This is a genomic window from Streptomyces sp. NPDC001493 (genome assembly GCF_053597235.1).
The window spans coordinates 20,815-47,295 of record NZ_JBSFHV010000018.1 but is presented as its reverse complement, the minus strand read 5'-3'; the positions used below and the strand labels follow the sequence as shown (position 1 = coordinate 47,295).

Genomic DNA, 26,481 nt, shown 5'->3' with positions numbered 1-26,481 from the left:
TTCGATACGAGTCCGGCCAGGACCAGCCGGGGCCCAGCCAGGACCAGCCGGGGCCCGGCCAGGACCAGCCGGGGCCCGGTCCGAGCCCGTCGGGCGGCGAGCGCCGCCGCCCGGGACGCGTCCGGACGTGTCCGGCCGGGTGAGCGTCGGACGACTGCCGGATGAGCGTCGGACGGCCGACGGACGGCCCCCCGGATGAGCGTCGGACGGCTGGCGGACGGCCCCCCGGATGGACCCCGGATGAGCGCGCCGGACGGCCGCCCGTGAAAGCTATGCGCCCTCCGCCCTCGCCCCGGGCTCCACCTCTCTCCCGTACGCGGCCAGCAGACGAGCTGCCTGCATCACGCGCTGCGAGATACCGCCCCGCTCAGCCAGGCGGCGGAGGCCCGGCGGAGGTGCCGCGCCCTCGGTGCCCGCCGTCTCCGCGCACTCCGCTGCCACCGCGAGTATCTCGTGCAGCCCGTGCGGTGCCCGCTCGTACGCGAGCAGTTGTGGCAGTACCGGCGTCAGGAGACGCAGCACCGTCCGGTGCGCACCCGCCGCGACGGTACTGCGGGCCGCGTCGGCCAGCCGGTTGACCTTCACCTGATCGCGGTCGATCAGCAGGGTCAGCTCCCTGCCGAGCAGCCCCGTGTCCAGGCGTCCCCGCGCCGCCCTTACGAGCAGCGCGTCGACCGCCGCGAGCCGGTCCTGCGGGTACGGCGAGCCCAGTCCGTGGGCGAGGGCGAGATGGACGGCGTCGGCGGACGGCCCCTCCGTCTCGGCCAGCTCCGGCAGGATCCAGGCGGCTCCCCGCCGACCCTCCTCGGGGCACAGGTCAGGGAGCAGCCAGGCGGCGAGGGTCTCGCCGTCCTGCGGCAGGGTCGCCAGGAAGTGCGCGGGAGGTTGCTCCGCCCAGTGGTAGCACTGGTTCCGGATCGCCCCGCGCGCCTCTCCGAGCGGGCGGAACGCAGGAGGGAACTCCTGCGAAATCCTCGGATTCCCGAGGGTGGCCAGCCCGATGCGACGGTTGTCCTTCATCGCGCGGCCCCACCAGTTGCGGGCCTCCGGCGCTCCGCCGCCCGCACCGTGGGGGACCACTTCCGCCACGGGCTCGTCCGCCCGTATCCAGGCGGCGAGCCGGTCGCCGTGAGGTGTACCGAGCGAAGCGGCCTCGTCGGCGGCTGCGCGCTCACCGGTCCTGCGCACCCGGAGCAGGGCCTGGGCGAAGTCCGCCGGGCCGGGTTCCACGCCCATGCGGTGGTACGTCCGCAGCCGCTCGACCAGTGTGCCCGCGTCCAGCCCACCCGAGTGCCAGGTGGGTGTGGCCAGAAGGAAGGGGACCGCCCCGGTCCGCACGAAAGAGACCGCCTCCCACAGACGTGCGGCGAGCACGTCGTCCAGGGCGGCATGCACGCACGGAGCCGTTGGCGATGCGGACAGCGATGCGTGCCTGGCCGCTGCCTTCGCCGCCACCAGGTCCGGCACATCTCCCAGCAGGGGATGGACGACGACGGCGAGGCCCCGGGGACTGTGCACGGCCGGCCAGAATCTCTGCTCGGAGTCGTCGCCCGGGAGGAACCACGAACCCGTCAGAGCCTCACGCAGCGCCCGGCTCAGCTCCTCCCGGTCCGTCCGCGCCAGTCGGACCAGCCCGTCCAGGGCCCGCTCGAACGCGGGACTCTCCCAGGACGTGGCCTTCACCACGGCCGCGACGTCGACGACCAGCTCCGCCACCGTCGCCGGAGCGGCACCGAGCGGACGCGCCACGGGTGCGGGCGGCAGCTGCTCCTCGTACGGCTGCGACGGCGGTACCGGTTCGAAGAGGCCGCCGAACACCTCGACGGCGGCGGGATGGTGCACGGCCGCCAGCCGATCCGCCGCTACCGCGAGCTCCTCGCGGAGTGGACCGTCCGCCGCCGGGAGGAAACGGGCTGTCAGTTTGAGCGCCCGCTCCTGGATGTCGAGGTCCTCGTGGCCGAACGCCTCCGCCACCACGGGAAGCAGCCGGCCGGCCGCCGTACGGTCATGGCGCAGCACCTTGCCCAGAAGCACGAGTTGTGCGCGGACCAGCCTCTTCTCGCTGCGCAGGAGTACGGAGCCGGAGACCTCCGAGAGCTCCCGCACGGTCAGCGTGCCCCGGGCCTGGAGCCGAGTGAGTACCCCCTGGGCGTGGCCGGCCACGATCGGGAGGCCGTCCGCCGCCAGAGCGATCCACTCGGAGGTCCGTTCGTCCTCCTCCTGATCGGTGAGGGCGAGCAGCCGCAGGAGTGAGAGGAAGAAGCGCTGGTCGCCGGTCTTTCCGCCGCGCAGGAGCCGCCTCACGCACCGGTCCACCCATACCGGGCGGTCCAGTATCCCTTCCGCCGCCAGCGCACCAAGGGCTCCCGGCCAGTCCCGGAGCGACGCGGGGTCGTCGTGGTGGTGCCAGGTGATGTGGGAGGGCAGTTCGGTGAGGTCGAAGAGACGCGGTGCGAGCACCCCGGTGTGGGAGTCCTCCGCGAGGACCTGGTGCAGGGACGCCCCGGAGGTGCTCCATCGGCCCGCTCCGATCCGCTCGGCCCAGCCGAGGACGAGCCCGTCCGTCGCCGGGACCGGGCAGCCCGCCCGCTCGGCCAGCTCGCGGACGAAGGAGTACTCGGCGTCCGAGAGAGCGGGCCGTCCGGCGAGCCGGGTGGCGAGATCGGCGAGCCACGCCGGATCACGGTCGGCGAGGGCTTCCAGCAACAGGGGATAGGGGTGCCGGTGCCAGCCGCTCAGCGAACGGGCGTTGAGCCAGGAGGCGCAGCCGGCCGCACCGGGCTGACAGCCCGCACCCGCGACCAGCAGCGCCTTGCGGATCTTCTCCCGCTTGCGCCAGTCCCAGTCCTTCGCCTCCTGGCGCAGGCTTTTGAGCTCTGCCAGAGCCGCCCTGCGCCCGGTCTTGTCGAGCCGGCGGACCAGAGCGGGCACCTCCTGCGCGCGGGCATCCCGTACCGCGGTGATCAGTTCGTTCATCGCACACCTCCGGCGACCGTCGTGCCGCCGCGGACCAGGAGTACGGCCAGCGCGTGTTTGCAGGGACCGCGGCGGCCCCGGTAATCGGCCCACCACTGGCAGGTGCAGCTCAATCTCCCGCCGTCCTGGCGCACCCGGTGGCGCCGCGTCTCCGAAAGGACGGTGGCCGCATCCTCGTCCAGAACCACCGCACCGGCACCGACCAGCTTCCGGGCCGCCACCAGCCGGGGATTATGCCGCTCCGCGCGATCGGCGTCGTACTGCAACTCGCGGTGGAAGTGGGCGGCGTCGGCGAGGTCGTACCCCACCCGGCCCGCGGTGCCCAGACGGGTCAGCGCCGCCCGCACCCGCTCCGCGGTGAGGCCCGACCGGTCCGCCAGGTCCGCCACGTCGATCCGGGGTTCCCAGGAGAGCAGCACCGACACCAGCTCGGCGTCGGCCGCGGCGTCCTCGGTGGCGAGCGCCTCCAGCACACCGCCCTCGCCCGAGAAACCGCGCGCGGGGTCCGGGGAGAGAGCCAGGGTGAGCCTCATCCCCGGCAGGACGACCTCCCAGGCGCTCGCCGCTGCCTCCCCGTCGCACACGGGTGCGTACACCCGCAGCGCCGTCGCGTCGCGCAACACCCGCTGAAGCGCGACCAGTCGCTCGGGCCCCGCCAGGCAGACGGCACCCGCCGCCGGACGCGACGTGGGCCGCAGACCACCGTCGGGGGTCGGTACCAGCCAACGCGCCCCGCGTGACGCCGTCCCGGACCGTGGCAACGACCGCAGGAACCGGACCGCCCGCGCGGCGGGGAGCTCGGCCCTCAGGTCGAAGCCGGCCGAGGACACTTGGGCCTCCGCGAAGCCGCGCAGCCACCGGTCGGGCAACGGCACCTTCTTCTCCACGACGCGGCCCTCCAGCGTGGTGACCGCCAACTCCTCGGAGCCCACGCACAGATGCAGAGGATCCCGTGAAGTCATCCGGGAGAGCGATTCCCGCAGCGGATGATTGACGTCCACGTTGGTGGTGCCCCGGCCCGTCCGTATCCCGCCGAGCCCTTCCTCCAGCACGTCGAGGCGCGCGTACACCCCGCAACAGCCGGAGAACGACTCGAACCTCAGCCGGTCGCCGTTCCCGGTGACGACGGGATCGAGGGACGATCCGGACTGCCGCTGGTGGTAACGGGCCGAGGCCACGTCGGCGACGGCCAGCAGCCCGCGCGCCGCAGCCCCCGGCGACGCCAGGAACCCGGAGAAGAACCGGGGATGCGGCTCGGCGCCGCGCGGGGTGAGACCACCGGCGGTCTCCAGCCCGAGCAGGCCGCCGGCCTGTGAGGAACGCAGCGCGGACGGACGTCGGTAGGCCAGGGCCTGTACGGAACGGGTCATGGGAAAACGGTAGATGCCACCACTGACATCGGCCGGGGGAGCGGACGCGGCATCCGAGTTCGCTCCCCGGCCCGATCACGCCGTGGACGGACCGCGGGTGCTCACTGGCCCGTGAGGCCGGGCTGCAGCACCTTGGTGAACAGGACCTGGCCGCCCTGCTGCCTCAGACGCACCGTCATCTCCCCGCTCCCTCCGTCGATGTCGACCTCTCCGTAGAGCGGAGGCATCTCCATGGGGGACTGGTTGGACAGGACCGGAGCCTTGACGAACACCCGGTCCGGGCCGAACGTGCCGTCCAGCGCGCTCGCCGGGAAAGCGCCCGCGGCCAGCGGGCCGGAGACGAACTCCCAGAACGGTGCGAAGTCCTTGAAGGCGGCGCGCTCGGGGACGTAGTGCTGCGCGGAGGTGTGGTGCACGTCCGTCGTCAGCCAGACGGTTCCCGTGATCCGCCGGTGCTTGATGTACCGCAGCAGCTCGGCGATCTGGAGTTCCCGCCCGAGCGGGGCACCGGGGTCGCCCTGGGCGACCGCTTCGAAGTCGGTGGCACCGTCGGGCACGACCAGCCCGAGCGGCATGTCGGCCGCGATCACCTTCCACACGGCGCGGGACCGGGAGAGCTCGCCCTTGAGCCACTGGAGCTGCTCGGCGCCGAGGATGCCCGTGGTGTCGTCGGCCTGCCGGTCGGGCGAGTTGGCGTTGCGGAAGGAGCGCATGTCGAGCACGAACACATCGAGCAGGGGGCCGTGGTGGATCACCCGTTGCATGCGGCCCTCGCCCGGGGCGGCGCGGAGGGTGGAGACGGGAAGGTACTCGCGGTAGGCGCGCACCGAGCGCGCCGCCAGCACGTCCACGTTCTTCTCCGTGTAGCGCACATCGTCGAGGATCTGCCCGGGGTACCAGTTGTTGCGCACCTCGTGGTCGTCCCACTGGACGATCGACGGCACCTGGGAGTTGAACCTCCTTACGTTCGCGTCCAGCAGGTTGTAGCGGAAGTTGCCCCGGTACTCGTCGAGGGTCTCGGCGACCTTCGCCTTCTCCTCCGTCGTGACGTTGCGCCAGATCCGGCCGTCGGGCAGGGTCACGCTGGGCTCGATGACCCCGTCCGCGTAGATGTTGTCGCCGCTGCAGAGGAAGAAGTCGGGGTCGAGCCTCCGCATCTCCTCGTAGACCGTGTAGCCCCCGATGTCGGGGTTGATGCCCCACCCCTGCCCGGCGATGTCGCCGGACCAGAGGAACCGCGCACCGTCGCGCCGCTTCGCCGGAGCGGTGCGGAAGGTCCCGTACACCGGGCGGCCCGTGCGCCGTGGATCGTCCGGGTCGGCCAGCGTCACCCGGTAGTGGATCTGCTCGCCGGCCGGGAGCCCGTGCAGCGGAGTCGTCCCGGTGAAGTCCGTGCCGGCGCCGATCAGCGGACCGTGCCAGAGGCGGGACGTACGGAACGACTCCGTGGCCGACGTCTCGACGAGCATCCGTGCCGCACGGTCCGAACGCACCCAGACCAGCGCGGTGGAAGCCGTCACGTCACCGACCTGGACACCCCAGTCGGCGGACGGGCGGCCCGCCCGCGCGAACGCGGGCGCACCGGTGAGCGCCGGCAGCCCGATGGCCGCCGACGCGAGGAGCGAACCGCGCAGAACGGTCCGGCGGCCGGGGGAGAGAAGGATGTGCGGACGGTTCGTCATCGATGCGCCTCCGGGAGGGTGCGGGGTGTACGACGTGCGCGTCCGATCAGCACCGGCGCGCGCAGGACCATGCCTAACGCGCGGCAGAGGCATCCACCCCAACCCGAGGTGAACAACGGTTCTGTGGCGCGACCGTCTTCCCCCGGCCGGCTCCCTCAGCGGCTGGTGTCGAGGATCACCCGGGACACGAGCGCGGGGTCGTCGTTCATCGGCACGTGACCGCATCCGGGCAGCCGCACCAGCCGGGCACCGGGCATGGCGCGCTTGGCCCGGACACCCTGCCGACGGGGCAGCAGCACATCACGACTGCCCCAGGCGACGGTGACGGGGATGCCCGGCACGTCGGAGGTGAAGGAGGTGTTCCGGCCGGCGGCCAGTGTCCCGTCGAATCCGGTCGCGTTCCGGAGCGCGAGAGTCTCTGCGACGACTGCCTCCGGTGAACGGCGCGCGGGCCTGGCGCAGATGGTGCTGGTGAGAGCGGCACGCCCGGCCGCGCTCCGCGAGAGGCGTTCGATCAGCGGAACCGGCAGTGCCCGGGCGCCCCGGCGCATCGTCCGGAGCGTTCCGAACGCGTACCGGCGCTCCGGACCGCTCCAGAAACCGGCGGGGGAGAGGGCCGTGACGGATCGGGCACGGCCGGTGCGTCCGAGTTCCAGCGCGAGCAGACCACCGAGCGAGTTGCCCGCCACGTGGGGGCGTGGGACGCCGAGTTCGGAGCAGAAGGCCGTCAACGCTCCGGCCACCGTCCGCACGTCGTACGCGACACCCTCCGGGAGTGCCGCCGACTCACCGAAACCAGGCAGGTCCACGCTGATCACATCGCGCTCGCCCGACAGGATCCGCACCACCGGATCCCACGCCTGCCGGTGATGGCCCACGCCGTGAAGCAACAACAGCGGCTGTCCCGCGCCGGTCCGTTCGTACGTCAGTGAGAGCGGCCTCGAGCCCGCGGAGGTGTCGAAACTGAACGATGCCGTGCCGGTCATGGCGCTCCCTGGAATGGATGAAGGAGTGGACGAGCAGCCTTCCGGACCAATAACTACCGCTCGGTAGCTACCAGTTCAAGGGGGAGCGTCTCCCGGCCGGCAGGCGGGAGGCGGTTCGCCGTCAGTGACGTCGCGGCACGCCCCCGAGACGACCCGGTGCCGTCCTCCGCCCGTTCGCCGGCCCTCGTCCCACGAACGTCCTGTGAACGCTCTGTGCCGGAAGCCCGTTTTGCTGCACGCCGGGGCAAGGATTGGTCTTGACCAAGTCGGTGCGCCGTCCTATGGTCCTTACGTTAAGAAAAGAACCTTTAATAAATGTTGTCGCGGAAAAGGCCGCTGGGCGATTGCGGAGGACAGGGTGGGGACCACGCAGCTGGAAACGGTGCAGGAGCCGAAGTACTGGCACCTGAGGACCGTGCTCAGTGAGGCACTCGACTCGGACTTCGCGGTGGGTGAGATCCTGCCGAACGAGCGGGACCTCGCCGCCCGGTTCGGGGTCGCACGTGCCACGCTCCGGCAGGCTCTGGAGCAGCTCGAACTCGAAGGCAGGCTCCAGCGTCGGCGGGGTGTGGGCACCACCGTCGCCCCGCCCAGGGTGGGCGTCGCGGTCTCCACGGCCCAGCAGGAGTGGACGGGCGCCGTGGCCGACGAGGCGTGGCAGCCCGTCGAGTGCACCCGCGGCACCGCCCCCGCGGCCGTCGCCGCGGCGCTGGACGTGGCGGCCGACGAGATGGTCCATGTGATCCGCCGGATCAGGGTCACCCACGGTCAGCCGGTGGCGGCGGAACTGCTGTACGTGCCGTCCGCGTCCGTCCCCGACCTGTCCGCGATCGAGGCGTCCACGGGCCCGGCCCGCGCCCGCGGTGTGCTGCGGGAGCTGCACCGCCTCGGCCTTGAAGGGCAGGACCGGTCGGTCGAACTCGGCTCGGCCAGCGCGGACGACTCGAAGGAACTCGACCGGCTGCCCGGTGCCCCCGTCCTGGTGGTCACCACGCGCTACTTCGCCGCGGGCGGCACCGCCGCGGTCTCCGTCGCCACCTACCGTGCCGACACCTGCCGGCTCACCTTCGGGGACTCCGGAGCCCTGGAGATCAGCCACGACCAGGAGCGTCAGGCTTCCTGACCATCCTCGCCCCGCGACATCGGGGCGATCCGCGGACCCGACGGCCCGCCGCTGTCAGCGGCGGGCCGTCACTGTTCCCTCCACCGCGAACAATTGCTCCTCCACGTGGTCCAGCGCCAGCCGCAGCGCCCCGGTCGCGACTGCGGCCTCCCCGAGCAGGGACAAGGCGACGCGGGGCGGTCGCAGGCAGTAGCGCGCGAGTTCGTTCCGCAGCGGGTCCAGCACTCCGTCGAGCCCGGCGGCCCAGCCGCCGACCACCACGATCTCGGGGTCGAGCGCCAGCACGAGCGCCGCGACGTCGTGCACCAACCGCTGGATGAACCGTTCGACCGCCTCCTGGGCGCGGCTGTCGCCCTGCCGTGCCTTCGTGAACACCGCCGCGACCGCAGGCTCGTCCAGCGGGTCCAGAGGGGTGTCGGTCGTGGACAGCAGATGCTCTGGCGTGACCTCTCTGCCGAGCAGGTGGAGCGCGCCGATCTCGCCGGCAGCTCCGCCGTAACCCCGGTGCAGCCGTCCCCCTATCAACGAGCCCGCTCCGGGGCTCAAGCCGGCCAGGACGAAGACGACGTCGTCCGACTCCGTCGCGGCGCCCTTCCAATGCTCCGCCACGGCTGCCGTATTGGCATCGTTCTCCACCAGAACCGGGCAGCGGAACGAGCGCCGGAGCCGCTCCCCGAGGGGGAGCCCGGTCCAGCCGGGAAGCGCCGTGCCCAGCCGGACCGTACCGTCGGCCTCCACGATCCCCGGGCTGCCCACCCCCACGGCCCGCAGGCTGCTCCTGGCCACGCCCGTGCGGCGGAGCAGGTCGGCGATCATGGCTCGGACCTGATCGAGCCGGTCGTCCGCGGCGGCGGTCTCGGAGACCTGCCGCTGCCCCGCCCCGATGATCCTGCCGTCGAGCCCCGACATCAGGGCGGAGACCCGGTGCGGACCGATCTCGATGCCCAGCAGGTGACCCGCCTCGGCACGGAAGCGGAACCGCCGCGCGGGGCGGCCCTGGCGCCGCGCTTCCCCCTCGTCGGGCAGCGCCTCCACGACGAGGCCGGCCTCGAACAGTCCCTCGACCACGCCTTCGACCGTTGGCCGGGAAAGGCCGGTTATCCGGGTCAGGTCCGAGAGCGTCGGAAGCTCGGCTCCACGCAGGGCGTGCAGTACCACCGCGGAATTGATCCGCCGCAACAACGACGGGTCTCCACCGGTCAGCCGCCCCACGTGTGTCCTCCTCACGCCCCCTGTGTCTGCCGGATGGTACTCGGTGGGATGAGGCTCCGCGAACGCCGCCGGGGGCCGAGCGGTTTCTGATGACCGCCGGTCGCCGGGTGTCCCGCGTGGATGGTCCTTACGTGGCCGGATTTCATCGCTCACCTCGAACACGGGTGGTGCCTCCGTGACGCTCGGCAAGCGGGACGCGGGGGGACGGCCTCATGCACCGGGGGTGCCGTCCCGCGACCGGACCATGTACCGGGGGTGCCGTCTCGCGACCGGATTATGCACCGGGGGTGCTGTCCCGCGACCGGATCCTCCTTCCTCAGCCGGGTACTACGAAGCCTGACTCGTACGCCGTGATCACGGCCTGAGTCCGGTCCCTGGCCCCGAGCTTGGTCAGCAACGCACTGACATGGGTCTTGACCGTTTCGGTGCCCACCATCAGCTTGGCCGCGATCTCCGCGTTCGACAGACCCCGGCACATCAACCGGAGCACTCCTTCCTCCCGATCAGTGAGGGACGCCCGCTCCACCACCGCACGGGCCTTGTTCGTCCCGTACTCGGAGGCCAGTCGGCGTACGGCCGCGGGGAAGAGCAGCGACTCGCCTTCCGCCACCAGCCGGACGGCATTCACGATCTCCATCGGCCGGGCACGCTTGAGGAGGAAGCCGTCCGCACCGGCGCGCAGCGCCTCGTACACGTACTCGTCGTTCTCGAACGTGGTGACCACAAGGATCTTCGGAGGTTCGGCCAGGGAACGGAGCAGCAGTCGGGTCGCCTCTATGCCGTCCATCAAGGGCATCCGGACGTCCATGGCGACCACGTCCGGACGCAGCTGCCTCACGAGAGGAAGCACGGACGCACCGTCCGCCGCCTCCCCGGCCACCACGATGTCCGGCTGCGATTCCAGCACTGCCCGCAAGCCCGTGCGTACGAGTGGCTCGTCGTCGACGAGGAGGACCTTCACCGCCATGGGATCACCCTATGTGCCGGAGAGGGAGGGCGACGTGGACCCTCCATTCGCCTTCGCGCGGTCCGGCTTTCGCACTGCCGCCCAGCAGCTTCGCCCGTTCCCGCATCCCCTGCAGTCCATGGCCCCCGGCCGAACGACGGACAGGCCCCGCCAGAGGATTCCGTACATCGAGTTCCAGGCAGTCCTTCTCGACGCCGACACGTACGCGGACGGGGACCTGGCCGGCGTGACGCAACGCGTTGGTGAGCGACTCCTGAAGAATGCGATACCCCTCCCTGGACAGGGAGTCGGGCAGGCGGTCGATACGCCCGACCACCTCGGCGTCCACGGCGACCCCAGATCCTCGTGCGGAGTCGAGCAGTTGCTCGACAGCGATCAGCGTCGGCCGTCGGTCGGCGGAGGCTCCGGGCTCGCGCAGCACCCGGAGCACCCGTTCCAGATCGTCGAGCGCCGCGCGACCCGTTTCCTCGATCGCCACGAGCGCGCGCCGCGTGAACTCCGGGTCGTCAGCCGTGCGTGCGGCACCCGCCTGCACCACGGAGACCGTGAGTGCGTGGCCGATTGAGTCGTGGAGTTCGCGCGCGATGCGGTTGCGCTCCAGGAGCTGCTCCGTGAGTTCCTCCAGTGCTGCCATGCGTTCGCTTTTCGACGGCCCCAGCAGACGGCGGGCAGCTGCCGTGGTGAAGCGTCCGCAGAGATCAACGAGGGCCAGCAGGAGGAGCAGAGGAAGTGGCGCGAGCACCGCGTACCAGGGGCGGGGTTCGATGAGTTGGAATATGCCGTCGCCCATGTCGCCCCCCGTCGCGGCACGGACCAAGTCGATCGCCGTCAAGGGCAGCCAGACCGTGGCCGAACCCACCACGATGGAGAGAAGGAGGCGTAGTTCGAGCCAGGCCACGGTCCGCCATTTCTCACCCCAGGTCGCAGCGGGCGCGAGGGAAATGGTCGCGTCGGTCCGACCACGCTCGCCGGGGGTGAGCAGGAGCTGCGCCTGTACGCCTTCCCCCACACGCATCACGGGGAGGAGCCCCACTGGCACCGCGAGCAGGGCGAGCTGCCACGGGACGCCCGGCTCGATGAACAGCCACACGCTTATGAGAGCCATGGGGACGACGAGGTGGATCCAACGGCTGTAGGTCACCGGCTCGGCCAGTGGGGCAAGGAAACGGTGCATGTGGGCCATGGTGGCAGCGCCCGTCCGGCTGTACCTCCCCCGTACGGGGGAGAGGATTCCCACGGTCGGGGGAGGACGCCGCTGCATCGCTCCAGCCAGGCTGAGTGCATGACCAGCATCGATGTGCATCAGCTCACGAAGGAGTACGGAACCACCCGCGCGGTGGACCGGCTCACCTTCCGTGCGGAGGCCGGCCGCGTCACCGGCTTCCTCGGACCCAACGGCGCCGGGAAGTCCACCACGATGCGGCTGATTCTCGGCCTCGACCGCCCGTCGGGTGGCACGGCGACCGTGGGCGGACGGGCCTACGCCACGCTCGACAACCCGCTGCGCGTGGTCGGTTCACTGCTCGACGCCGGAGCCGCGCACGGATCGCGCACCGCACGCGACCATGTGCTCGCCCTCGCGGTGAGCAACGGCATCCCGCGGCGAAGAGTGGACGCGGTGCTGGAGGAGGCGGGCCTCGCCACGGTCGCCGCGCGACGGATCAAGACGTTCTCACTCGGTATGCGCCAACGGCTGGGCATAGCCGCCGCACTGCTGGGGGATCCTGCCGTGGTGCTACTGGACGAGCCGTCCAACGGACTCGACCCCGAAGGGATCGTCTGGATCCGCGAGCTGATGAGACGGCTTGCCCGGGAAGGCCGCACGGTTCTGGTGTCCAGTCACCTGATGGGCGAGACCGCCGCCTTCGCCGACCATCTCGTCATTCTCGGCGGTGGCAGGCTCCTCGCCGACATGCCGACGGACGGGTTCCTCGCCTCGCGCAGCCGCCCCAGGGTACGGCTGCGCGAGGCCGAGGGACGACGACTCAGCGACCTCCTGATCCGCAGGGGATACGCCGCCAGGGATGCCGGTGACGGGGCGTTCTGGATCGAGGGGGCGCGTGCCGGTGAAGTCGGGGCGCTGGCGGCGGACCAACAGATTCCCCTCCTGGAGCTCGTGGAAGAGCGAGCCACTCTGGAAGAGGCGTACCTCGATCTCACCGCGGACGTCGCCGAGTTCGCCGCCATACCCACCGTCTCGAACAAGGAGGCATGATGATGCCGCAGGCAGCGGTCGCGATTCTTCGCTCGGAATGGATCAAGACCAGGTCCGTACGTGCCGTCCACGGCTCGCTGACGGCTGTGTTCGCGGTCACGGTGGCCATCTCAGTGCTCTTCTCCGCCACCATCGGACAGAGCGAGGCGAATGATCTCGACGCCGAACCGCTGTTCAATGCCTTCTACGCGCTGAACTTCGGTCAGATTGCGGCCATCGCCTTCGGTGCGACCGCGCTCTCCTCCGAGTTCGCCGGTGGGGCCTTGCGGGTGTCCCTGTCGGCGGTGCCGCGCCGTGGCCTCTTCTACGCATCGAAGATGGCCGTCGTCGGTGTGGCAGCACTGGTCGTGGGGGAGGCGACCGGCTTCGTGAGCTTTCTGCTGGGGCAGCTGTTCATGGGGGAGTACGCCATCGGCCTGGGGGATCCCGGGGTGCTGCGAGCCGTGCTGGGCAGCGGCGTCTACCTCGCGCTCATGGCCCTTTTCGCGGCAGGCCTCACGGCGCTGCTCCGAAGCGCGGTCGCCGTGATGAGCATCCTCATACCGTTCATCCTGATCGTCTCGTTCGTCGTGGGGGACGTCTCCTCCGGAGTCGCGGACTTCCTTCCCGACCGGGCGGGCCAGGTGATCCTGCACGAGACTCCGACGGGCAGCCTCGGCCCCTGGAGCGGGCTGGCGGTGACCGCTGCTTGGACAGCTGCCGCGCTGCTTGCCGGCTGGTGGGCGATACGCACCCGGGACGTCTGACCCGATCAGGACCCCGCGTCCACGGGCGGCGTGCCCACCCGATCCGCCACGAAGCTCCTTGGTGGACGGCAGCCATGCACGACGGCGACGCCTCAGTCGCAGCGCCGCACGGTAGCTTCATCCACGACAGTTACTTGCCCGGCAGCTTCATCCGTGGCGGCTTCTTCCACGGCCGCGCGGAGACGGGCGTACTCCTCGGCCATCGAGCCGACAGTCCAATGGGCGTTGAGCCCACTGGGGTTGGGAAGAGCCCAGACGCGGGCACCACCGATGGTCCGTTCCTGCGGACCGATTTGGGCGCGGCGCTCCCCGAAAGCCGTTCGGTAGGCCGTCACGCCGACGACCGCCAGCCACTGGGGCCGTAGCCGGTCGGCCTTCTCCGCCAGGATCCGTCCACCCGCGCGGTATTCCTCGGCGGTCAGCTCGTCAGCCCGTGCGGTGGCCCGCGCGACGACATTGGTGATGCCGAGGCCGTAGGAAGGGAGCTCCGCCTGTTCCGACGGGGCCAGCCTGCGAGGAGTGAAGCCGGAGAGATGGAGCACCGGCCAGAAGCGATTGCCGGGGTGCGCGAAGTGGTGGCCCGTGGCTGCGGTCATGAGGCTGGGATTGATGCCGCAGAACAGCACACGCAAACCGCCCGCGACCACATCGGGGACGATGCGGTCGCGGGCGGCAGCCAACTCTTCGGGCGTCACGGGAGAAGAAAGGAGCAGCCGGTCAGAGAATCGACCCGGGGGTGTACCCGGCGGCTGCGGGGTGCTCCTTGACGATGGCCTCGATCCGGTTGACCACGGTGGCGACCTGGTCACCGGCGGCCCCCGTGAACGAGAGCTTGTCCGCCATCAGGGCGTCCAGCTGCCCGCGGTCCAGCGGGATGCGCTCGTCCGCGGCCAGCTTGTCCAGGAGCTCGTTGCGCTCCGCGCCCTGCTCCCGCATAGCGAGGGCCGAGGCCACCGCGTTCTCCTTGATCGCCTCGTGCGCGACCTCGCGGCCGACGCCGGCCCGAACCGCACCCATCAGGACCTTCGTGGTCGCCAGGAAAGGCAGGTACCGGTCGAGCTCACGCGCCACGACGGCGGGGAAGGCGCCGAACTCGTCCAGGACCGTCAGGAAGGTTTCGAGCAGACCGTCGAAGGCGAAGAAGGCGTCCGGCAGTGCCACGCGGCGCACCACGGAGCAGGAGACGTCACCTTCGTTCCACTGGTCGCCGGCCAGCTCACCGGTCATCGAGGCGTAGCCGCGCAGGATGACCATGAGGCCGTTGACCCGCTCGCAGGACCGGGTGTTCATCTTGTGCGGCATCGCGGAGGAGCCGACCTGGCCCGGCTTGAAGCCCTCCGTCACCAGCTCGTGCCCGGCCATGAGCCGGATCGTCTTGGAGACGGACGAAGGAGCGGCAGCCAGCTGGACGAGGGCGGTCACCACGTCGTAGTCGAGCGAGCGCGGGTAGACCTGGCCGACCGACGTGAAGGCGTTGGCGAAGCCCAGGTGGCCCGCGATGCGCTGCTCCAGCTCAGCGAGCTTGGCGGTGTCGCCGCCCAGCAGGTCCAGCATGTCCTGTGCGGTACCCACCGGGCCCTTGATGCCACGGAGCGGGTAGCGGGCGAGCAGCTCCTCCAGACGCCCGTAGGCGACGAGCAGTTCGTCGGCGCCGGTCGCGAAGCGCTTGCCGAGCGTGGTGGCCTGCGCGGCCACGTTGTGGGACCGGCCCGCCATGACGAGCTCGCGGTACTCACCGGCAAGCTTGCCGAGCCGCGCCAGCACCGCCACGGTGCGGTCGCGCATGAGCTCCAGCGAGAGGCGGATCTGGAGCTGCTCCACGTTCTCGGTGAGGTCACGGGAGGTCATGCCCTTGTGGACCTGCTCGTGCCCGGCGAGGGCGTTGAACTCCTCGATGCGGGCCTTCACGTCGTGGCGGGTGACCTTCTCCCGCTCGGCGATGGAGGCGAGGTCGACCTGATCGAGAACACGCTCGTAGTCGGCGAGCGCCGCGTCGGGTACCTCGATCCCGAGGTCCTTCTGAGCACGCAGCACCGCCAGCCACAGCTGACGCTCCAGCTTCACCTTCTGCTCGGGGGACCAGAGAACGGCCAGCTCCGTGGAGGCGTAGCGGCCGGCAAGGACATTGGGGATGCGAGGCTTCGCAGACACAGCAGTCACGTAGAGAGATTCTACTGGCGGTTTGTGCAGGCCAGCGCCCGGGATCGCTTTGTGGCTTGCTACGAGACCGGGGTCACCACCCGCGTCCGTGCGTGAGGGCGGGCGCGGTCTTCCGGACGGTGCCACGCGGGGCCGGACCCGCGGCCCTGCGCCGGGTCCCGGGGTCGGCCCCACGCAGAATCATGCCCTATGCGTCCCCTATGCGTCCTGCGGTTCGTCGTCCCGGAGCCAGGAGGTCACCGGACCAGGGTCGGCGGGATTCGCCGGGGTGATCCAGAAGGCCCGCCCAGAGGCTGCGTCGAACTGGGCGCCGTGGCGGCCGTCGCCCGAGGACCGGCCGGTGAGCCGGCGCCCGATCCACGGGGCCAGATGCTGCTTGGCGAAGCGGACGTCCTCGACCCGGCGGGTGCTCCAGCGAATGGGCGCGGCCGCGCCCATGGGGGTCCGCCAGTCGCTCTCGGCGGGCAGCCCCAGCGTCTGCCAGACCGCCTCGGCGACTCGCCGATGCCCCTCGGCGGTCAGGTGGAGCCGGTCGATGTCCCACAGTCGGGGGTCGCCCAGCGACGGAGCCCCGTACAGGTCGGCGACCACCGCGCCGTGCTGGCCGGCCAGATCGTCCACCAGCGCGAACAGCTCTTCCATGCGCGGGCGGAAGCGGTCCATCACCGGACCGTTCCGTCCCGGGCTCCGCATCAGCACGAGCGTCTTGCACGACGGCGCGAGACGCTCCACCGCCTCTTCGAGGCGTCCCCGCACCATGCCCATGTCGCACTTGGGGCGGAGGGTGTCGTTGAGGCCGCCGACGAGGGTCACCACGTCCGCCTGCAGCGCGGCGGCCGAGTCCACCTGCTCGTCGACGATCTGGCTGATGAGCTTGCCCCGGACGGCCAGGTTGGCGTAGCGGAACCCGGGGGAGCGAGCGGCGAGCCGGGAGGCGAGGACATCGGCCCAGCCCCGGTACGTGCCGTCCGGCAGGAGGTCCGACATGCCCTCGGTGAACGAGTCACCGACCGCGACGAAACTGGTGTACGAGGCATTCATATCCATGGCGTCGAGATCGTATCGCGGAGACGGGTCGAGCAGAGCGGCTCTCCCCGCCGTCCGGTCGCTTCGGCAGCCCCGCGTCTCGGCAACCCCCTGCCTCCGCAACCCTCGCCTCGGCAGCCGCCGCTTCCGCAGCCCGCGTCTCGGCAGCCCCCTGCCTCCGCAACCCCCGGCCCGACAGCCCCGCCGTCCCCGTCGCCCCTCCTCCTCCGATGCCCCGCACCCCGCCTCTGAGGCCCCCGCACCTTCCGCGGGTCCGACGACGCATCCCCGCCGCTGCCCCGCTGCTTCCGCCGACGCCTCCCGCCAGCCGGACTGTGGCCTCAGCCGGACCGTGGCCTCAGCCGGACTGTGGCCTCAGCCGGACTGCGGCCGTCCGACGAGCTCGCGCAGCACGTCCTCCATGGTGACCGTGCCGACCAGTCGATCGTCCTCGTCCAGCACTGCCGCCAGGTGCGTACGGCTGCGCCGCAGTGCGGTCAGTACGTCGTCGAGCGGGGCTGCCGCCCGTACCCGGGCGATGGGACGCATCGCCGAGACCGGGAACGGCACGTCGCGCGGGGCGGCGTCGAGGGCGTCCTTGACGTGGAGGTAGCCGAGTATCCGCTGCTCGCCGTTCATCACGGGGAATCGTGAGTATCCGGATTCGGCCGAGAGTCGCTCCAGCTCCTCGGGGGTCGTGCCCACTCGCGTACAGACCATCTGGGCGATCGGCATGGCCACGTCCCGCACGGGACGGCTGCCCAGCTCCAGGGCGTGCCGCAGCCGCTCGGCCGACCGGTCGTCCACCAGCCCCGCGTCCCCGGAGTCCCTCACCAGCAACGCCAGCTGGTCGTCCGAGAAGGTCGCGGAGACCTCGTTCCTCGTCTCCACCCGCAGCAGCTTCAGCAACAGGTTGGCGAACGCGTTGATCGCGAAGATCACCGGGCGCAGCCCCCTGGCCAGCGCCACCAGCGGCGGGCCGAGCAGCAGCGCCCCCTTCGCCGGGTCGGCCAGCGCGACGTTCTTGGGGACCATCTCACCGAGCAGCATGTGGAGGTAGGTCGCCACCGTCAGCGCGATGACGAACGACAGCGGATGCACCAGACCGTGCGGCACCCCGACCGCGTCGAACACGGGTTCCAGCAGATGGGCGATGGCCGGTTCGGCGACGATGCCCAGCACCAGGGTGCAGAGGGTGATGCCGAGCTGGGCCGCCGCCAGCAGTGCCGAGACGTGCTCCAGGCCCCACAGCACGCTGCGGGCCTTTCGGTCGCCGGTTTCGGCCGCGGGTTCGATCTGGCTCCGGCGCACCGAGATGAGGGCGAACTCCGCCCCCACGAAGAACGCGTTCACGACCAGGGTCAGCAGGCCGATGAAGAGCTGGAGAACGGTCATCGGGCATCCTCCGTCAGGGGGTCCTCACCGGGGAGCGGTGCGTGCAGCAGGGCGCGTGCGGCGCGGCGCCCGGAGGCGTCCACGACGTCGATCCGCCACCCGGCCAGTTCCACGCTGTCCCCTTCCCGGGGGATGCGCCCGACCTCGTTGGCGACGAGTCCGGCGAGGGTTTCGTACGGGCCGTCCGGAGCGCGCAGACCGATGGTGCGGAGCTGGTCGGTGCGCGCGGCGCCGTCGGCCGACCAGAGGGTGCGGCCGTCGGCATCCTCCCCGGCGGGGGCCAGATCGGGTGTCTCGTGCGGGTCGTGCTCGTCGCGCACCTCGCCGACGACCTCTTCGACGATGTCCTCCAGGGTCACCACACCGGCCGTGCCGCCGTACTCGTCGATGACGACGGCCATGGCGAGCTTGCGCCCGGAGAGCCGGTCGAGCAGCTTGTCGACGCTGAGGGTCTCGGGTACGAGAAGGGGCTCGCGCAGCAGGTCGGAGACGCTTTTGCGGGGCCGCTGGTCCGCCGGAACCGCGAGGACGTCCTTGATGTGTGCGACGCCCACCACGCTGTCCAGGCTGCCGCGGTAGACGGGGAAACGGGACAACCCGGTCGCCCGGGTCGCGTTCGCCACGTCCTCGGCGGTCGCCTGCATGTCCAGCGCGGTGACCTGCACGCGGGGCGTCATGACGTTCTCCGCGGTGAGCTCGGCCAGATTGAGGGTGCGGACGAACAGTTCGGCCGTGTCCGCCTCCAGCGCCCCCTCCTTCGCGGAGTGGCGTGCCAGGGCCGCCAGTTCCTGCGGGCTCCGGGCGGAGGCCAGCTCCTCGGCCGGTTCGAGGCCGAAGCGGCGCAGGATGCGGTTGGCGGTGTTGTTCAGGTGGCTGATGAAGGGGCGGAAGACGGCGGTGAAGACCCGTTGCGGCGTCGCGACGGCCTTGGCGACCTTCAGCGGCGAGGAGATCGCCCAGTTCTTCGGGACGAGTTCACCCACCACCATCAGCACCACCGTGGACAGCGCGGTACCGATCACCAACGCCACCGAGCGCGACAGGCTGGGAGAGAGCCCGATGGCGACCAGCGGTCCCCGGATGAGTTTGGCGATGGACGACTCGGAGAGCATGCCGACCACCAGGTTGGTGACGGTGATGCCGAGCTGCGCCCCGGAGAGCTGGAAGGTGAGACTGCGGACGGCCTTGAGGGCGCCGGCGGCGCCTCGCTCGCCCCGCTCGACGGCTCGCTCGAGGTCGCCGCGCTCCACGGTGGTCAGGGAGAACTCGGCGGCGACGAAGGCGCCGCAGGCGATCGAGAGCAGCACGGCCACGAGCAGCAGAAGCACTTCGGTCATCGGTTCACCTCCGTCCCATGATCGGGCAGCGGGTGGAGGATCGCGCGATGTCCGCGAATCCGGCGGGTTCGGCTACTGGGAGGCTCGCCCATGGGCGGACGCTCACACCTTTCTCGGCAGGGGCAGGACGTACCGATCGGCGCACCGATCACCGTACTGAAGTACCGGCACGGCACTGGGCCCTGCGCCGGTCTCCGTACGAGTGACTGTGCCCGTCGGACAGAGATACATCGTAAAGGATCGGCAAAGTGATCGGCCGGGCCTGCCCACGCGCCCGCCTCTGCCTCTACCTAGGCCTCACTCCGGCCCCGGGCCCCTGCCCCGCCCTGCCTTGGGCGGGGCAGGGCGAGGCCGTCAGCGGGACAGGTGCTTGACCCAGCGGCTCCAGCGGGACTCGCGCTCATATCCCGCCGCGTGCCAGGCGTGGTGGGCGCGCTCGTTGGAGTCGAGGACCATCGCGTCCCCGCGCCGCCCGCCGAGGCGTACGAACCGATCCTCCGCGGCCGACAGCAGGGCGGTGGCCACACCGCGTCGACGCTGTTCCGGGTGGACGGCGAGCCGGTAGAGGTGGCACCGCCATCCGTCGAACCCGGCGATCACCGTCCCCGCGAGTCGGCCGTCCCGCTCCGCCAGGATGAGGCACTCGGGGTCCCGCGCCACCAGCCGTTCGATCCCGTCCCGGTCATCGCTGATGCTCGTCCCCTCGGCCGCCTCCTTCCAGAAGGCGAGGATCTCGTCCAGATCCTCGGGGCCGGCAGTGCGTATCGAAAGGTTGCTCATCGAAAGATCGCTCATGCCGGCATCCCACCACCGGGGAACGGCGGGAGGCGAGCAGATTTTCACTGCCCATCCGCCCTCGGGCCCAGCCCCCGGGCCGGGAGCCGACCGGTCCCCTTGCCCGGGCGGTCCGGACGGCGCTAGCTTGGGAAAATGCCCAGAACCCAGCTGAACGTCCGAGCGAACCCGGCCGCCGTCGCAGCCGAGGCCGCCCGGCGGAGGAGGGCGACGATGACCCGCTCCTTGGACGAAAGCCCGGAATCCGACGCGCAGGACGCGGGCCGCGCCTTCGTCGAAGCGGCCGCCGACTTCATGCAGCGGTACGAATCGGTCTTCGCCGAGGAGTTCGGTACGGAGCGCGTCGCGCGCTGAGCGAGCTGAGTGCGTCGAATGTGCTGAGCGCGCCTAGTGCTGCGTGCGCCGGGCGCTGACCACGGCCTCCCCGTGCGCACCATGCCCCCGCGGCCCCGGCACCGGACAGGATCCGGGTGCCGTCAGATCTTGTTGCCCGCGCGGAGCCAGGCGATGTAGTCGGCCGTGGCCCGCTCGGTGTCGTACTCGGGCTGGTAGCCGGTGTCCTCTTTCAGGCGGCCGATGTCGAGGACCAGCTGCTGCATGCCGCTTCCCGTGGGGAGGTCGAACCGGGCTTCGGGAACCACCTTCCCGATCGCCTCGATGACCTGGGCATTTGTTGTGGCCCGGCCCGATCCGACGTTGTACGTGCGGTGGTTCAGCCGGTCGGCGAGCTGGAGGAGGGCGATCGCCCGGCCGGTGTCCTTGACGTAGGTGACGTCGAGCCCGTCGTCCGCGAAGGGCGGCCGCATCTGGCCGGAGAAGTCCGGGGCGGTACCGCGGGCAGCGGCATGGACGAGGGCGGGCGCGGCGAAGAACGGATCGGCGTGGCCGAGCGGGCCCCAGGTTCCGGAGACGCGGTAGTTGACGATGTCGATGCCGGTGGTGTCGGCGAGGTATCCGCCCAGCAGTTCGCCGATCTTCTTGAAGGTCGGGATCGAGACGGACGCGCTCAACGACAGTGGTGTTTCCTCGTGGAGCGGTCCGTGGTTGTCCGCCCCGAAGTAGACGCCGATGGTGCTGGCGATCCCGAGTCGTCGTACGCCCCATTCCTGTGCGGCCTGGACCACGTTCAGCAGTCCGCCGAGCACCTGCCGGGTCGTTTCGACCGGTGTATCGGGGACGCCCGGCCAGGGGTAGGAGCCGGCCAGGTGCACGATGCCGGAGATGCCGTGGCGCCGGCCGACCGCGAGGAGGGCGTCGAGGTCGGTGACGTCGGCCTGTTCGACCGCGATCCGCTCCCCGTCGAGTACGGCCGGGAGCTCGCGGGTGCCGCGCTGGACGACCACGCATTCCTCGCCCTGGTCGATCAGGGCCCGTACGGTGTGCGATCCGATGAAGCCGAAGCCTCCGGTGACGAGGATCATGGAATGTCCTTTCCGCGGCGGAAGTTCTGGTTGCCGGAAGTTGCCGAAAGTTGCCGGAAGTTGCCGGAAGTTGCCGGAAGTTGCCGGACGTTCACGGGCGCCGACGGCCGCGCTCCCCTCCGCCCGAGAGTGCTTCCCGGAGCGTGTCCGAAGCCGGGTCCGGAAGGGAGAAACCAGGGGCGAGCGAGGGAGCGAGCAGGGAACAAGCCGGGAGCAAGCGCGAGGGCGGCCTGGCCGACCACATTCCGGTCTGTCATCATGAGCGAAACGGAACATCGCTCCGCAACAATACGGAACATGGTTCCGCTTCGCAAGGCGGGCATGGAAGGAGTGTCGCGGTGGGTGACCGCAGTCGGGACACGGCGACCGTGGCCGGATCCAAGCGCAAGGACGTCCGGCGTAACCAGCAGGCCCTGCTGGACGCCGCGGCGGCGGCCTTCGTCGCCGCGGGCGTGGACGCGCCGGTGCGGGACATCGCGGCCAGGGCCGGTGTCGGGGTGGGCACGGTCTACCGCCACTTCCCCACCCGGGCCGACCTGGTCATAGCCGTCTACCGGCACCAGGTCGACGCCTGTGCGGCGGCCGGCCCGGAACTCTTGGCGGCCGGCCCGACACCTCATGCCGCGCTGGAGCGGTGGGTCGACCTCTTCGTCGACTTCCTGGTCACCAAGCACGGCCTGGCTGCCGCGATGCAGGGAGATGGGGCCGGTCACGAGACGCTGCACGGCTACTTCCTGGAACGCCTCCTGCCGGTGTGCACCGAACTCCTCGATGCCGCGGCCGCATCCGGAGAGATCCGCGCCGACCTCGACGCGTACCACCTCATGCGCGGCATCGGGAACCTCTGCATCGGCTCCGACAGCGACCCCCGCTACGACGCGCGCCGGCTGGTCGCCCTCCTCGTCGCGGGGCTGCGGCAAGCGTCCTGACCCGGAGTTCGCGGGCAGGGGAGGGGGGCGAGGGCGACCGCCCCGCAGGGGGTTCGCTCCGCACCCGGGGCTGAGGAATACTGGCTGCTCCGGAACCGACGGGTTCCCCGCGCGCCGACCGAGCGCCTCCCTTCCCGAGACGCCGAGCGCCTTCCCCTTCCCGAGACGGTCTCCCTGCATGGAACACGACGAGTCACCCGAATCACCGTCACCCGGCCCCGAGAGCCTGCGCATTGATCTCTCCTGGCTGCTCATGGTGGCCGAGCATCGGACGCCGGGCGATCCGCATGTCGCCGACTGGGGCGCCCTCGTCGCTGCCGTCAGCCGGCACGAGGCGGAGATCTTCGGCAGCCCGGTCTATGCCAGCCCCCACGCCCGGGCGGCATCGCTGCTCCAACTTCTCCTGCACGTACCGGCTTTGGAGCATTCCAACGCGATGTTCGCCTCGGCCGTGGCGTACGGCTACCTGGTCGCCTCCGGGCTCCGTGTCCAGACGTCCCCCGACCGCGTGCGCGACCTTGCCCGACTGGTGAAGGAGGGCAAGGCCGGGGTGCGCGACATCGCCGAGGAGCTGCACGACTGGTGCGACTGAGCCCCCACCCCGGCCCCGGGCCGCCCGCGTCCACCAGGCACCCGCATGCACCGCCCGCGTGCACCGAGCACCCCACCGCACACCTCCACCGCACGCCCCAACGGGCGCCCACCCCGCGAAACGGGCCCGGACTCACCGCACCCCGCGCACCCCGCCCAGCTCCGGCGCGAGCCAACTCGTCGCCCGGGCGCGGAAGTCGGCGGGAAGCAGCGAACCCGCGCCGGCCGGCAGCACGCCCAGGAGCGGGGCGCCCGCCGCGACCGGGAGGTCCTCCACATTGCACCGGGTGGCGAGATCCGGTTCGGCGGGCATGCTGCCGATCACCACACCGGGGCAGACGAGGCCCCGGGCCCGCAGTGCTTCGGCCGTCAGCGCGGTGGAGTTGAGCGTGCCGAGCCCGGCCGCCGCCACCAGCAGCACCGGTGCTTCGAGCAGCCGGGCCGCGTCCGCCAGCGTGGCTCCCGCGTCGTCGTACCGTACGAGCAGCCCGCCCGCCCCCTCGACCAGCACCAGATCGTGCTCCGTCGCGAGCTTCTGCGCGGCGTCGGCGATTTCGTACGGGCGTACGGGGGCGAGTCCGCAGCGCCGGGCGGCGGTCGCGGGCGCCAACGGTTCGGGGTAGCGGGCCAGTTCGACCGCCGTCACCTCGCCGCCGGCCAGCCGCGCCACCTCGGCCGCGTCACCGTGCTCTCCCGGGGCGACCCCCGTCTGCGCGGGTTTGAGCACCGCGACCCGGCCGCCCGTAGCCGCCGCCACGGCCGCTGTCACGATCGTCTTGCCGATCTCGGTGCCCGTACCGGACACCACCAGAATGGTCATGGTCATCCTTCCCGCGCCGCAGCGCACACGGCACGGCAGATCCGCGCCACGTCCTCGTCGTCCGTCACGTACGGCGGCATCGTGTACACGAGGTCCCGGAACGGCCGCAGCCATACGCCCTCACGCACCGCCGCGCGGGTCGCGGCCTCCATGTCCACCTCGTGGTCGAGCTGTACGACCCCGATCGCGCCCAGCACCCGCACGTCCGCGACCCCCGGCAGCCGGGCGGCCCCGGCCAGACCGGTCCGCAGCCCCGCGCCGATCCGCGCGACCTCGCCCTGCCAGTCCTGGCCGAGCAGCAGGTCCACGGAGGCGCAGGCGACCGCCGCGGCGAGCGGGTTGCCCATGAAGGTCGGGCCGTGCGCCAGTACGGGAACCTCGCCGCGCGAGATGCCCTCGGCCACCCCGGTCGTGCACAGGGTCGCCGCCATCGTGAGGTAGCCACCGGTCAGGGCCTTGCCGACGCACATCACGTCCGGGGAGATCCCGGCGTGCTCCGCGGCGAACAGCCGTCCCGTACGGCCGAATCCGGTCGCGATCTCGTCGAGGACGAGCAGCACGTCGTGCGCGTCGCACGCCTCCCTGAGCACCCGCAGATAGCCGGGCGAGTGGAACCGCATCCCCCCGGCCCCCTGGACGACGGGCTCCACGATCACCGCGGCCAGCTCGTGGGCGTGACGGGCGATCAGCTCACGCAGATGCTCCGCGTAGTCCGCGTCCACCTCCGCGTCGAAGCCGTCCGGCGGGGCGTCCGCGAAGATCTGCCGGGGGAGCACCCCCGACCAGAGCTCGTGCATCCCGCCCTCGGGGTCGCACACCGACATCGGCTGCCAGGTGTCGCCGTGATAGCCGCCGCGCCAGGTCAGGAGCCTCTGCTTGGCGGGCCGGCCGGCCGAACGCCAGTACTGGAGGCACATCTTCACCGCCACTTCGACGGAGACCGAGCCCGAGTCGGCGAGGAAGACGTGCTGGAGGGGGTCCGGGGTGATCTCCACCAGCCGGGCTGCCAGCCGGACGGCGGGCTCATGGGTGAGACCGCCGAACATCACGTGGCTCATCCGCTCCAGCTGTCCACGCGCCGCCTCGTTGAGGACCGGGTGGTTGTAGCCGTGCACCGCCGACCACCAGGAGGACATCCCGTCCACCAACTCCCGCTGACCGTCGACCGGTTCCGCCAGCCGCAGCCGGACACCGGAAGCCGACTCCACGATCAGCGGCTCCTGCCGGCCCGGCATGGGCCCGTACGGATGCCAGACGTGAGCCCGGTCGAGCGACCGCAGCCGGTCGGGCGTCAGGGCGGGGGCGGGCAGGGACGCCGGTACCGGGGGCGGGACAGTGGCGGAAGCGGCCCGGCCGCCGGGGGCCGGCCGGACGGAGTGGGCCGGCCCCGCAACGTACGCCTCAGGCATTGGGAGCGAGATCCGTACCCGCACCCCGCCGGCGCACGGCCACCAGGTCCGTACGCGCCCCCTGATCCCCGCGCGCCGCCAGGTCCGTACGCGAGGCGGCGGCGGAGTCGGAGGAGCCCGCGTCCACGGCCTCCGCAGGGGCGTCGGAGGACGCATCCCCGGTCGCGGCCGGTCCGCCGCACGGGGCGCAACCGCCGCCCGTCGCCCCGCCGCCGCAGCCGTCGGAGTCCGCGTGCCCCCCGCAGCCCGCGCCGGCCGTGGCCCGGTGGCCGGGCAGCGTCGTGGTGTCCGCGCCCTCCACCTCGAACCCCGCGTCGGCGATCATGTCGAGATCCGCCTGACCGGCCTGCCCCTCGCTGGTCAGATAGTCGCCCAGGAAGATCGAGTTGACCAGATGCAGCGCGAGCGGCTGCATCGACCGCAGGTGCACCTCACGGCCACCGGCGAGCCGCACCTCCACGTCCGGGCAGACGAACCGCACCATCGCGAGGATCCGCAGACACCGCTGGGGCGTCAGGTTCCACTCCTTGGCGAGCGGCGTGCCCTCGAACGGGATCAGGAAGTTCACCGGCACGGAATCGGGATCGAGCCGGCGCAGTGCGAAGACCACGTCGATCAGGTCCTCGTCGCTCTCGCCCATGCCCGCGATCAGCCCCGAGCAGGCGGAGAGCCCGGCCCCCTGGGCGTGCCGCACGGTCTCCACCCGGTCCGCGTAGGTGTGGGTGGTGGTGATGTCGCCGTAGGTGGCCTCGGAGGTGTTGAGGTTGTGGTTGTACGCGTCCGCACCCGCCGAACGCAGCTTCTCCGCCTGCCCGTCGGAGAGCAGACCGAGACAGGCACACACCTCGACGCCCTCGTTCTCGTCCTTGATCGCCTCGATGGTCCGGGAGACCCGCTCCACGTCCCGGTCGGTCGGGCCACGGCCGCTCGCCACCAGGCAGACCCGCTTGGCGCCCCCGGCCACCCCGGCGGCCGCGGCCCGTGACGCCTCGTCGGGCTTCAGCCAGGAGTACTTGAGGATGCCCGCCTCGGAGCCGAGCCGCTGAGAGCAGTACGAGCAGTCCTCCGGGCACAGGCCCGACTTGAGGTTGACCAGGTAGTTGAGTTTCACCCGGCGCCCGAACCACTGACGGCGCACTCTGCCCGCGGCGGCCACCACGTCGAGCAGTTCCTCGTCGGAGGTCGCCAGTACGGCGAGCGCCTCTTCACGGGTCGGCAGTTCGCGCCGCAACCCCTTGTCCATCAGCGTGCTCAACAGGTCCATGGCGTCGATCCTGACGCACACCACGGCCATCGGCCAAGGAGGAACCCGACAGGAGAG

23 protein-coding genes are annotated in these 26,481 nt (G+C 71.3%); 6 read left to right on the top strand and 17 right to left on the bottom strand.

Annotation, left to right across the window (positions count from 1 at the left end; translation table 11 throughout):
- Nucleotides 1–270: 270 nt before the first annotated feature.
- From ACWCWD_RS24400 to ACWCWD_RS24385, 4 genes are all read right to left on the bottom strand, one after another.
- Complete coding sequence (locus tag ACWCWD_RS24400; RefSeq protein ID WP_450775580.1) at nt 271–2,976, bottom strand: DUF6493 family protein; 2,706 nt, start codon at nt 2,974–2,976, stop codon at nt 271–273.
- Nucleotides 2,973–4,346, bottom strand: a complete 1,374-nt coding sequence (locus ACWCWD_RS24395; RefSeq protein WP_450775578.1) for an SWIM zinc finger family protein — start codon at nt 4,344–4,346, stop codon at nt 2,973–2,975. Before ACWCWD_RS24395 ends, ACWCWD_RS24400 begins: the two co-directional genes overlap by 4 nt.
- A gap of 101 nt (nt 4,347–4,447) precedes the next feature.
- The gene (locus tag ACWCWD_RS24390; RefSeq protein WP_450775576.1) at nt 4,448–6,028 is read right to left on the bottom strand and encodes an alkaline phosphatase D family protein; all 1,581 of its coding nucleotides are present in this window, start codon (nt 6,026–6,028) and stop codon (nt 4,448–4,450) included.
- A 155-nt stretch (nt 6,029–6,183) separates the two neighbouring features.
- Nucleotides 6,184–7,014, bottom strand: a complete 831-nt coding sequence (locus tag ACWCWD_RS24385) for an alpha/beta fold hydrolase (RefSeq protein WP_450775574.1) — start codon at nt 7,012–7,014, stop codon at nt 6,184–6,186.
- A gap of 358 nt (nt 7,015–7,372) precedes the next feature.
- On the opposite strand from ACWCWD_RS24385, the gene ACWCWD_RS24380 reads away from it, so the two are divergent.
- The gene (locus ACWCWD_RS24380; RefSeq protein WP_450775572.1) at nt 7,373–8,137 is read left to right on the top strand and encodes a GntR family transcriptional regulator; all 765 of its coding nucleotides are present in this window, start codon (nt 7,373–7,375) and stop codon (nt 8,135–8,137) included.
- Between the two features lie 54 nt (nt 8,138–8,191).
- Here ACWCWD_RS24380 and ACWCWD_RS24375 read toward each other — a convergent pair whose 3' ends face one another.
- The 3 genes from ACWCWD_RS24375 to ACWCWD_RS24365 all read right to left on the bottom strand — a co-directional run bounded on the left by ACWCWD_RS24375 (nt 8,192) and on the right by ACWCWD_RS24365 (nt 11,490).
- The gene (locus tag ACWCWD_RS24375) at nt 8,192–9,349 is read right to left on the bottom strand and encodes an ROK family transcriptional regulator (protein ID WP_450775788.1); all 1,158 of its coding nucleotides are present in this window, start codon (nt 9,347–9,349) and stop codon (nt 8,192–8,194) included.
- A 316-nt stretch (nt 9,350–9,665) separates the two neighbouring features.
- The gene (locus ACWCWD_RS24370; protein ID WP_450775570.1) at nt 9,666–10,316 is read right to left on the bottom strand and encodes a response regulator transcription factor; all 651 of its coding nucleotides are present in this window, start codon (nt 10,314–10,316) and stop codon (nt 9,666–9,668) included.
- 4 nt (nt 10,317–10,320) lie between these two features.
- Entirely contained in the window at nt 10,321–11,490 is a 1,170-nt protein-coding gene (locus tag ACWCWD_RS24365; protein WP_450775568.1) for a sensor histidine kinase, read from the bottom strand.
- Nucleotides 11,491–11,598: 108 nt separating this feature from the next.
- On the opposite strand from ACWCWD_RS24365, the gene ACWCWD_RS24360 reads away from it, so the two are divergent.
- Both ACWCWD_RS24360 and ACWCWD_RS24355 read left to right on the top strand, forming a co-directional pair.
- On the top strand, nt 11,599–12,531 hold the full coding sequence (locus ACWCWD_RS24360; protein WP_450775567.1) for an ATP-binding cassette domain-containing protein: 933 nt from the start codon (nt 11,599–11,601) through the stop codon (nt 12,529–12,531).
- A gap of 2 nt (nt 12,532–12,533) precedes the next feature.
- Nucleotides 12,534–13,277 carry an ABC transporter permease gene (locus ACWCWD_RS24355; RefSeq protein WP_450775786.1) on the top strand — a complete coding sequence of 248 codons (744 nt, stop codon included), beginning with the start codon at nt 12,534–12,536 and terminating at the stop codon, nt 13,275–13,277.
- Nucleotides 13,278–13,369: 92 nt separating this feature from the next.
- Here ACWCWD_RS24355 and mug read toward each other — a convergent pair whose 3' ends face one another.
- The 6 genes from mug to ACWCWD_RS24325 form a co-directional block, all read right to left on the bottom strand.
- Nucleotides 13,370–13,972 carry a G/U mismatch-specific DNA glycosylase gene (mug, locus tag ACWCWD_RS24350; RefSeq protein WP_450775565.1) on the bottom strand — a complete coding sequence of 201 codons (603 nt, stop codon included), beginning with the start codon at nt 13,970–13,972 and terminating at the stop codon, nt 13,370–13,372.
- Nucleotides 13,973–13,994: 22 nt separating this feature from the next.
- Entirely contained in the window at nt 13,995–15,437 is a 1,443-nt protein-coding gene (gene purB / locus ACWCWD_RS24345; protein ID WP_450775563.1) for an adenylosuccinate lyase, read from the bottom strand.
- A 198-nt stretch (nt 15,438–15,635) separates the two neighbouring features.
- Nucleotides 15,636–16,484 (bottom strand): SGNH/GDSL hydrolase family protein, encoded by an 849-nt coding sequence (locus ACWCWD_RS24340; protein ID WP_450775561.1) that lies wholly within the window; start codon nt 16,482–16,484, stop codon nt 15,636–15,638.
- A 354-nt stretch (nt 16,485–16,838) separates the two neighbouring features.
- A complete protein-coding gene (locus tag ACWCWD_RS24335) occupies nt 16,839–17,858 on the bottom strand; it encodes a hemolysin family protein (RefSeq protein ID WP_450775559.1) in 1,020 nt (339 codons plus the stop codon).
- Nucleotides 17,855–19,195 carry a hemolysin family protein gene (locus tag ACWCWD_RS24330; protein ID WP_450775557.1) on the bottom strand — a complete coding sequence of 447 codons (1,341 nt, stop codon included), beginning with the start codon at nt 19,193–19,195 and terminating at the stop codon, nt 17,855–17,857. The genes ACWCWD_RS24335 and ACWCWD_RS24330 overlap by 4 nt, the downstream gene beginning before the upstream one ends.
- Before the next feature lie 354 nt (nt 19,196–19,549).
- Nucleotides 19,550–19,975: a GNAT family N-acetyltransferase gene (locus ACWCWD_RS24325; protein WP_450775784.1), complete on the bottom strand. Its 426-nt coding sequence runs from the start codon at nt 19,973–19,975 to the stop codon at nt 19,550–19,552.
- A 150-nt stretch (nt 19,976–20,125) separates the two neighbouring features.
- On the opposite strand from ACWCWD_RS24325, the gene ACWCWD_RS24320 reads away from it, so the two are divergent.
- Nucleotides 20,126–20,344 carry an antitoxin gene (locus ACWCWD_RS24320; RefSeq protein ID WP_450775555.1) on the top strand — a complete coding sequence of 73 codons (219 nt, stop codon included), beginning with the start codon at nt 20,126–20,128 and terminating at the stop codon, nt 20,342–20,344.
- 122 nt (nt 20,345–20,466) lie between these two features.
- On the opposite strand, the gene ACWCWD_RS24315 is transcribed toward ACWCWD_RS24320, so the two are convergent.
- Nucleotides 20,467–21,411, bottom strand: a complete 945-nt coding sequence (locus tag ACWCWD_RS24315; protein WP_450775553.1) for an NAD-dependent epimerase/dehydratase family protein — start codon at nt 21,409–21,411, stop codon at nt 20,467–20,469.
- A 338-nt stretch (nt 21,412–21,749) separates the two neighbouring features.
- Between ACWCWD_RS24315 and ACWCWD_RS24310 the strand changes: the two genes are divergently transcribed.
- Both ACWCWD_RS24310 and ACWCWD_RS24305 read left to right on the top strand, forming a co-directional pair.
- On the top strand, nt 21,750–22,340 hold the full coding sequence (locus ACWCWD_RS24310) for a TetR/AcrR family transcriptional regulator (protein WP_450775551.1): 591 nt from the start codon (nt 21,750–21,752) through the stop codon (nt 22,338–22,340).
- 178 nt (nt 22,341–22,518) lie between these two features.
- Nucleotides 22,519–22,932 carry a fic family toxin-antitoxin system, toxin component gene (locus ACWCWD_RS24305; protein ID WP_450775550.1) on the top strand — a complete coding sequence of 138 codons (414 nt, stop codon included), beginning with the start codon at nt 22,519–22,521 and terminating at the stop codon, nt 22,930–22,932.
- A 132-nt stretch (nt 22,933–23,064) separates the two neighbouring features.
- On the opposite strand, the gene bioD is transcribed toward ACWCWD_RS24305, so the two are convergent.
- From bioD to bioB, 3 genes are all read right to left on the bottom strand, one after another.
- Nucleotides 23,065–23,751: a dethiobiotin synthase gene (gene bioD, locus ACWCWD_RS24300; protein WP_450775548.1), complete on the bottom strand. Its 687-nt coding sequence runs from the start codon at nt 23,749–23,751 to the stop codon at nt 23,065–23,067.
- A gap of 2 nt (nt 23,752–23,753) precedes the next feature.
- Nucleotides 23,754–25,061 (bottom strand): adenosylmethionine--8-amino-7-oxononanoate transaminase, encoded by a 1,308-nt coding sequence (locus tag ACWCWD_RS24295; protein WP_450775782.1) that lies wholly within the window; start codon nt 25,059–25,061, stop codon nt 23,754–23,756.
- A gap of 91 nt (nt 25,062–25,152) precedes the next feature.
- Entirely contained in the window at nt 25,153–26,424 is a 1,272-nt protein-coding gene (bioB, locus tag ACWCWD_RS24290; RefSeq protein ID WP_450775546.1) for a biotin synthase BioB, read from the bottom strand.
- Nucleotides 26,425–26,481: the final 57 nt, after the last annotated feature.

What these genes read in the sequence shown, in the direction of transcription:
- ACWCWD_RS24400 (WP_450775580.1), bottom strand. Translation starts at nt 2,976, where the DNA reads ATGAACGAACTGATCACCGCGGTACGGGATGCCCGCGCGCAGGAGGTG.
- ACWCWD_RS24395 (WP_450775578.1), bottom strand. Translation starts at nt 4,346, where the DNA reads ATGACCCGTTCCGTACAGGCCCTGGCCTACCGACGTCCGTCCGCGCTG.
- ACWCWD_RS24390 (WP_450775576.1), bottom strand. Translation starts at nt 6,028, where the DNA reads ATGACGAACCGTCCGCACATCCTTCTCTCCCCCGGCCGCCGGACCGTT.
- ACWCWD_RS24385 (WP_450775574.1), bottom strand. Translation starts at nt 7,014, where the DNA reads ATGACCGGCACGGCATCGTTCAGTTTCGACACCTCCGCGGGCTCGAGG.
- ACWCWD_RS24370 (WP_450775570.1), bottom strand. Translation starts at nt 10,316, where the DNA reads ATGGCGGTGAAGGTCCTCCTCGTCGACGACGAGCCACTCGTACGCACG.
- ACWCWD_RS24365 (WP_450775568.1), bottom strand. Translation starts at nt 11,490, where the DNA reads ATGCACCGTTTCCTTGCCCCACTGGCCGAGCCGGTGACCTACAGCCGT.
- ACWCWD_RS24360 (WP_450775567.1), top strand. Translation starts at nt 11,599, where the DNA reads ATGACCAGCATCGATGTGCATCAGCTCACGAAGGAGTACGGAACCACC.
- ACWCWD_RS24355 (WP_450775786.1), top strand. Translation starts at nt 12,534, where the DNA reads ATGCCGCAGGCAGCGGTCGCGATTCTTCGCTCGGAATGGATCAAGACC.
- ACWCWD_RS24340 (WP_450775561.1), bottom strand. Translation starts at nt 16,484, where the DNA reads ATGGATATGAATGCCTCGTACACCAGTTTCGTCGCGGTCGGTGACTCG.
- ACWCWD_RS24335 (WP_450775559.1), bottom strand. Translation starts at nt 17,858, where the DNA reads ATGACCGTTCTCCAGCTCTTCATCGGCCTGCTGACCCTGGTCGTGAAC.
- ACWCWD_RS24330 (WP_450775557.1), bottom strand. Translation starts at nt 19,195, where the DNA reads ATGACCGAAGTGCTTCTGCTGCTCGTGGCCGTGCTGCTCTCGATCGCC.
- ACWCWD_RS24325 (WP_450775784.1), bottom strand. Translation starts at nt 19,975, where the DNA reads ATGAGCAACCTTTCGATACGCACTGCCGGCCCCGAGGATCTGGACGAG.
- ACWCWD_RS24320 (WP_450775555.1), top strand. Translation starts at nt 20,126, where the DNA reads ATGCCCAGAACCCAGCTGAACGTCCGAGCGAACCCGGCCGCCGTCGCA.
- ACWCWD_RS24315 (WP_450775553.1), bottom strand. Translation starts at nt 21,411, where the DNA reads ATGATCCTCGTCACCGGAGGCTTCGGCTTCATCGGATCGCACACCGTA.
- ACWCWD_RS24305 (WP_450775550.1), top strand. Translation starts at nt 22,519, where the DNA reads ATGGAACACGACGAGTCACCCGAATCACCGTCACCCGGCCCCGAGAGC.
- bioD (WP_450775548.1), bottom strand. Translation starts at nt 23,751, where the DNA reads ATGACCATTCTGGTGGTGTCCGGTACGGGCACCGAGATCGGCAAGACG.
- bioB (WP_450775546.1), bottom strand. Translation starts at nt 26,424, where the DNA reads ATGGACCTGTTGAGCACGCTGATGGACAAGGGGTTGCGGCGCGAACTG.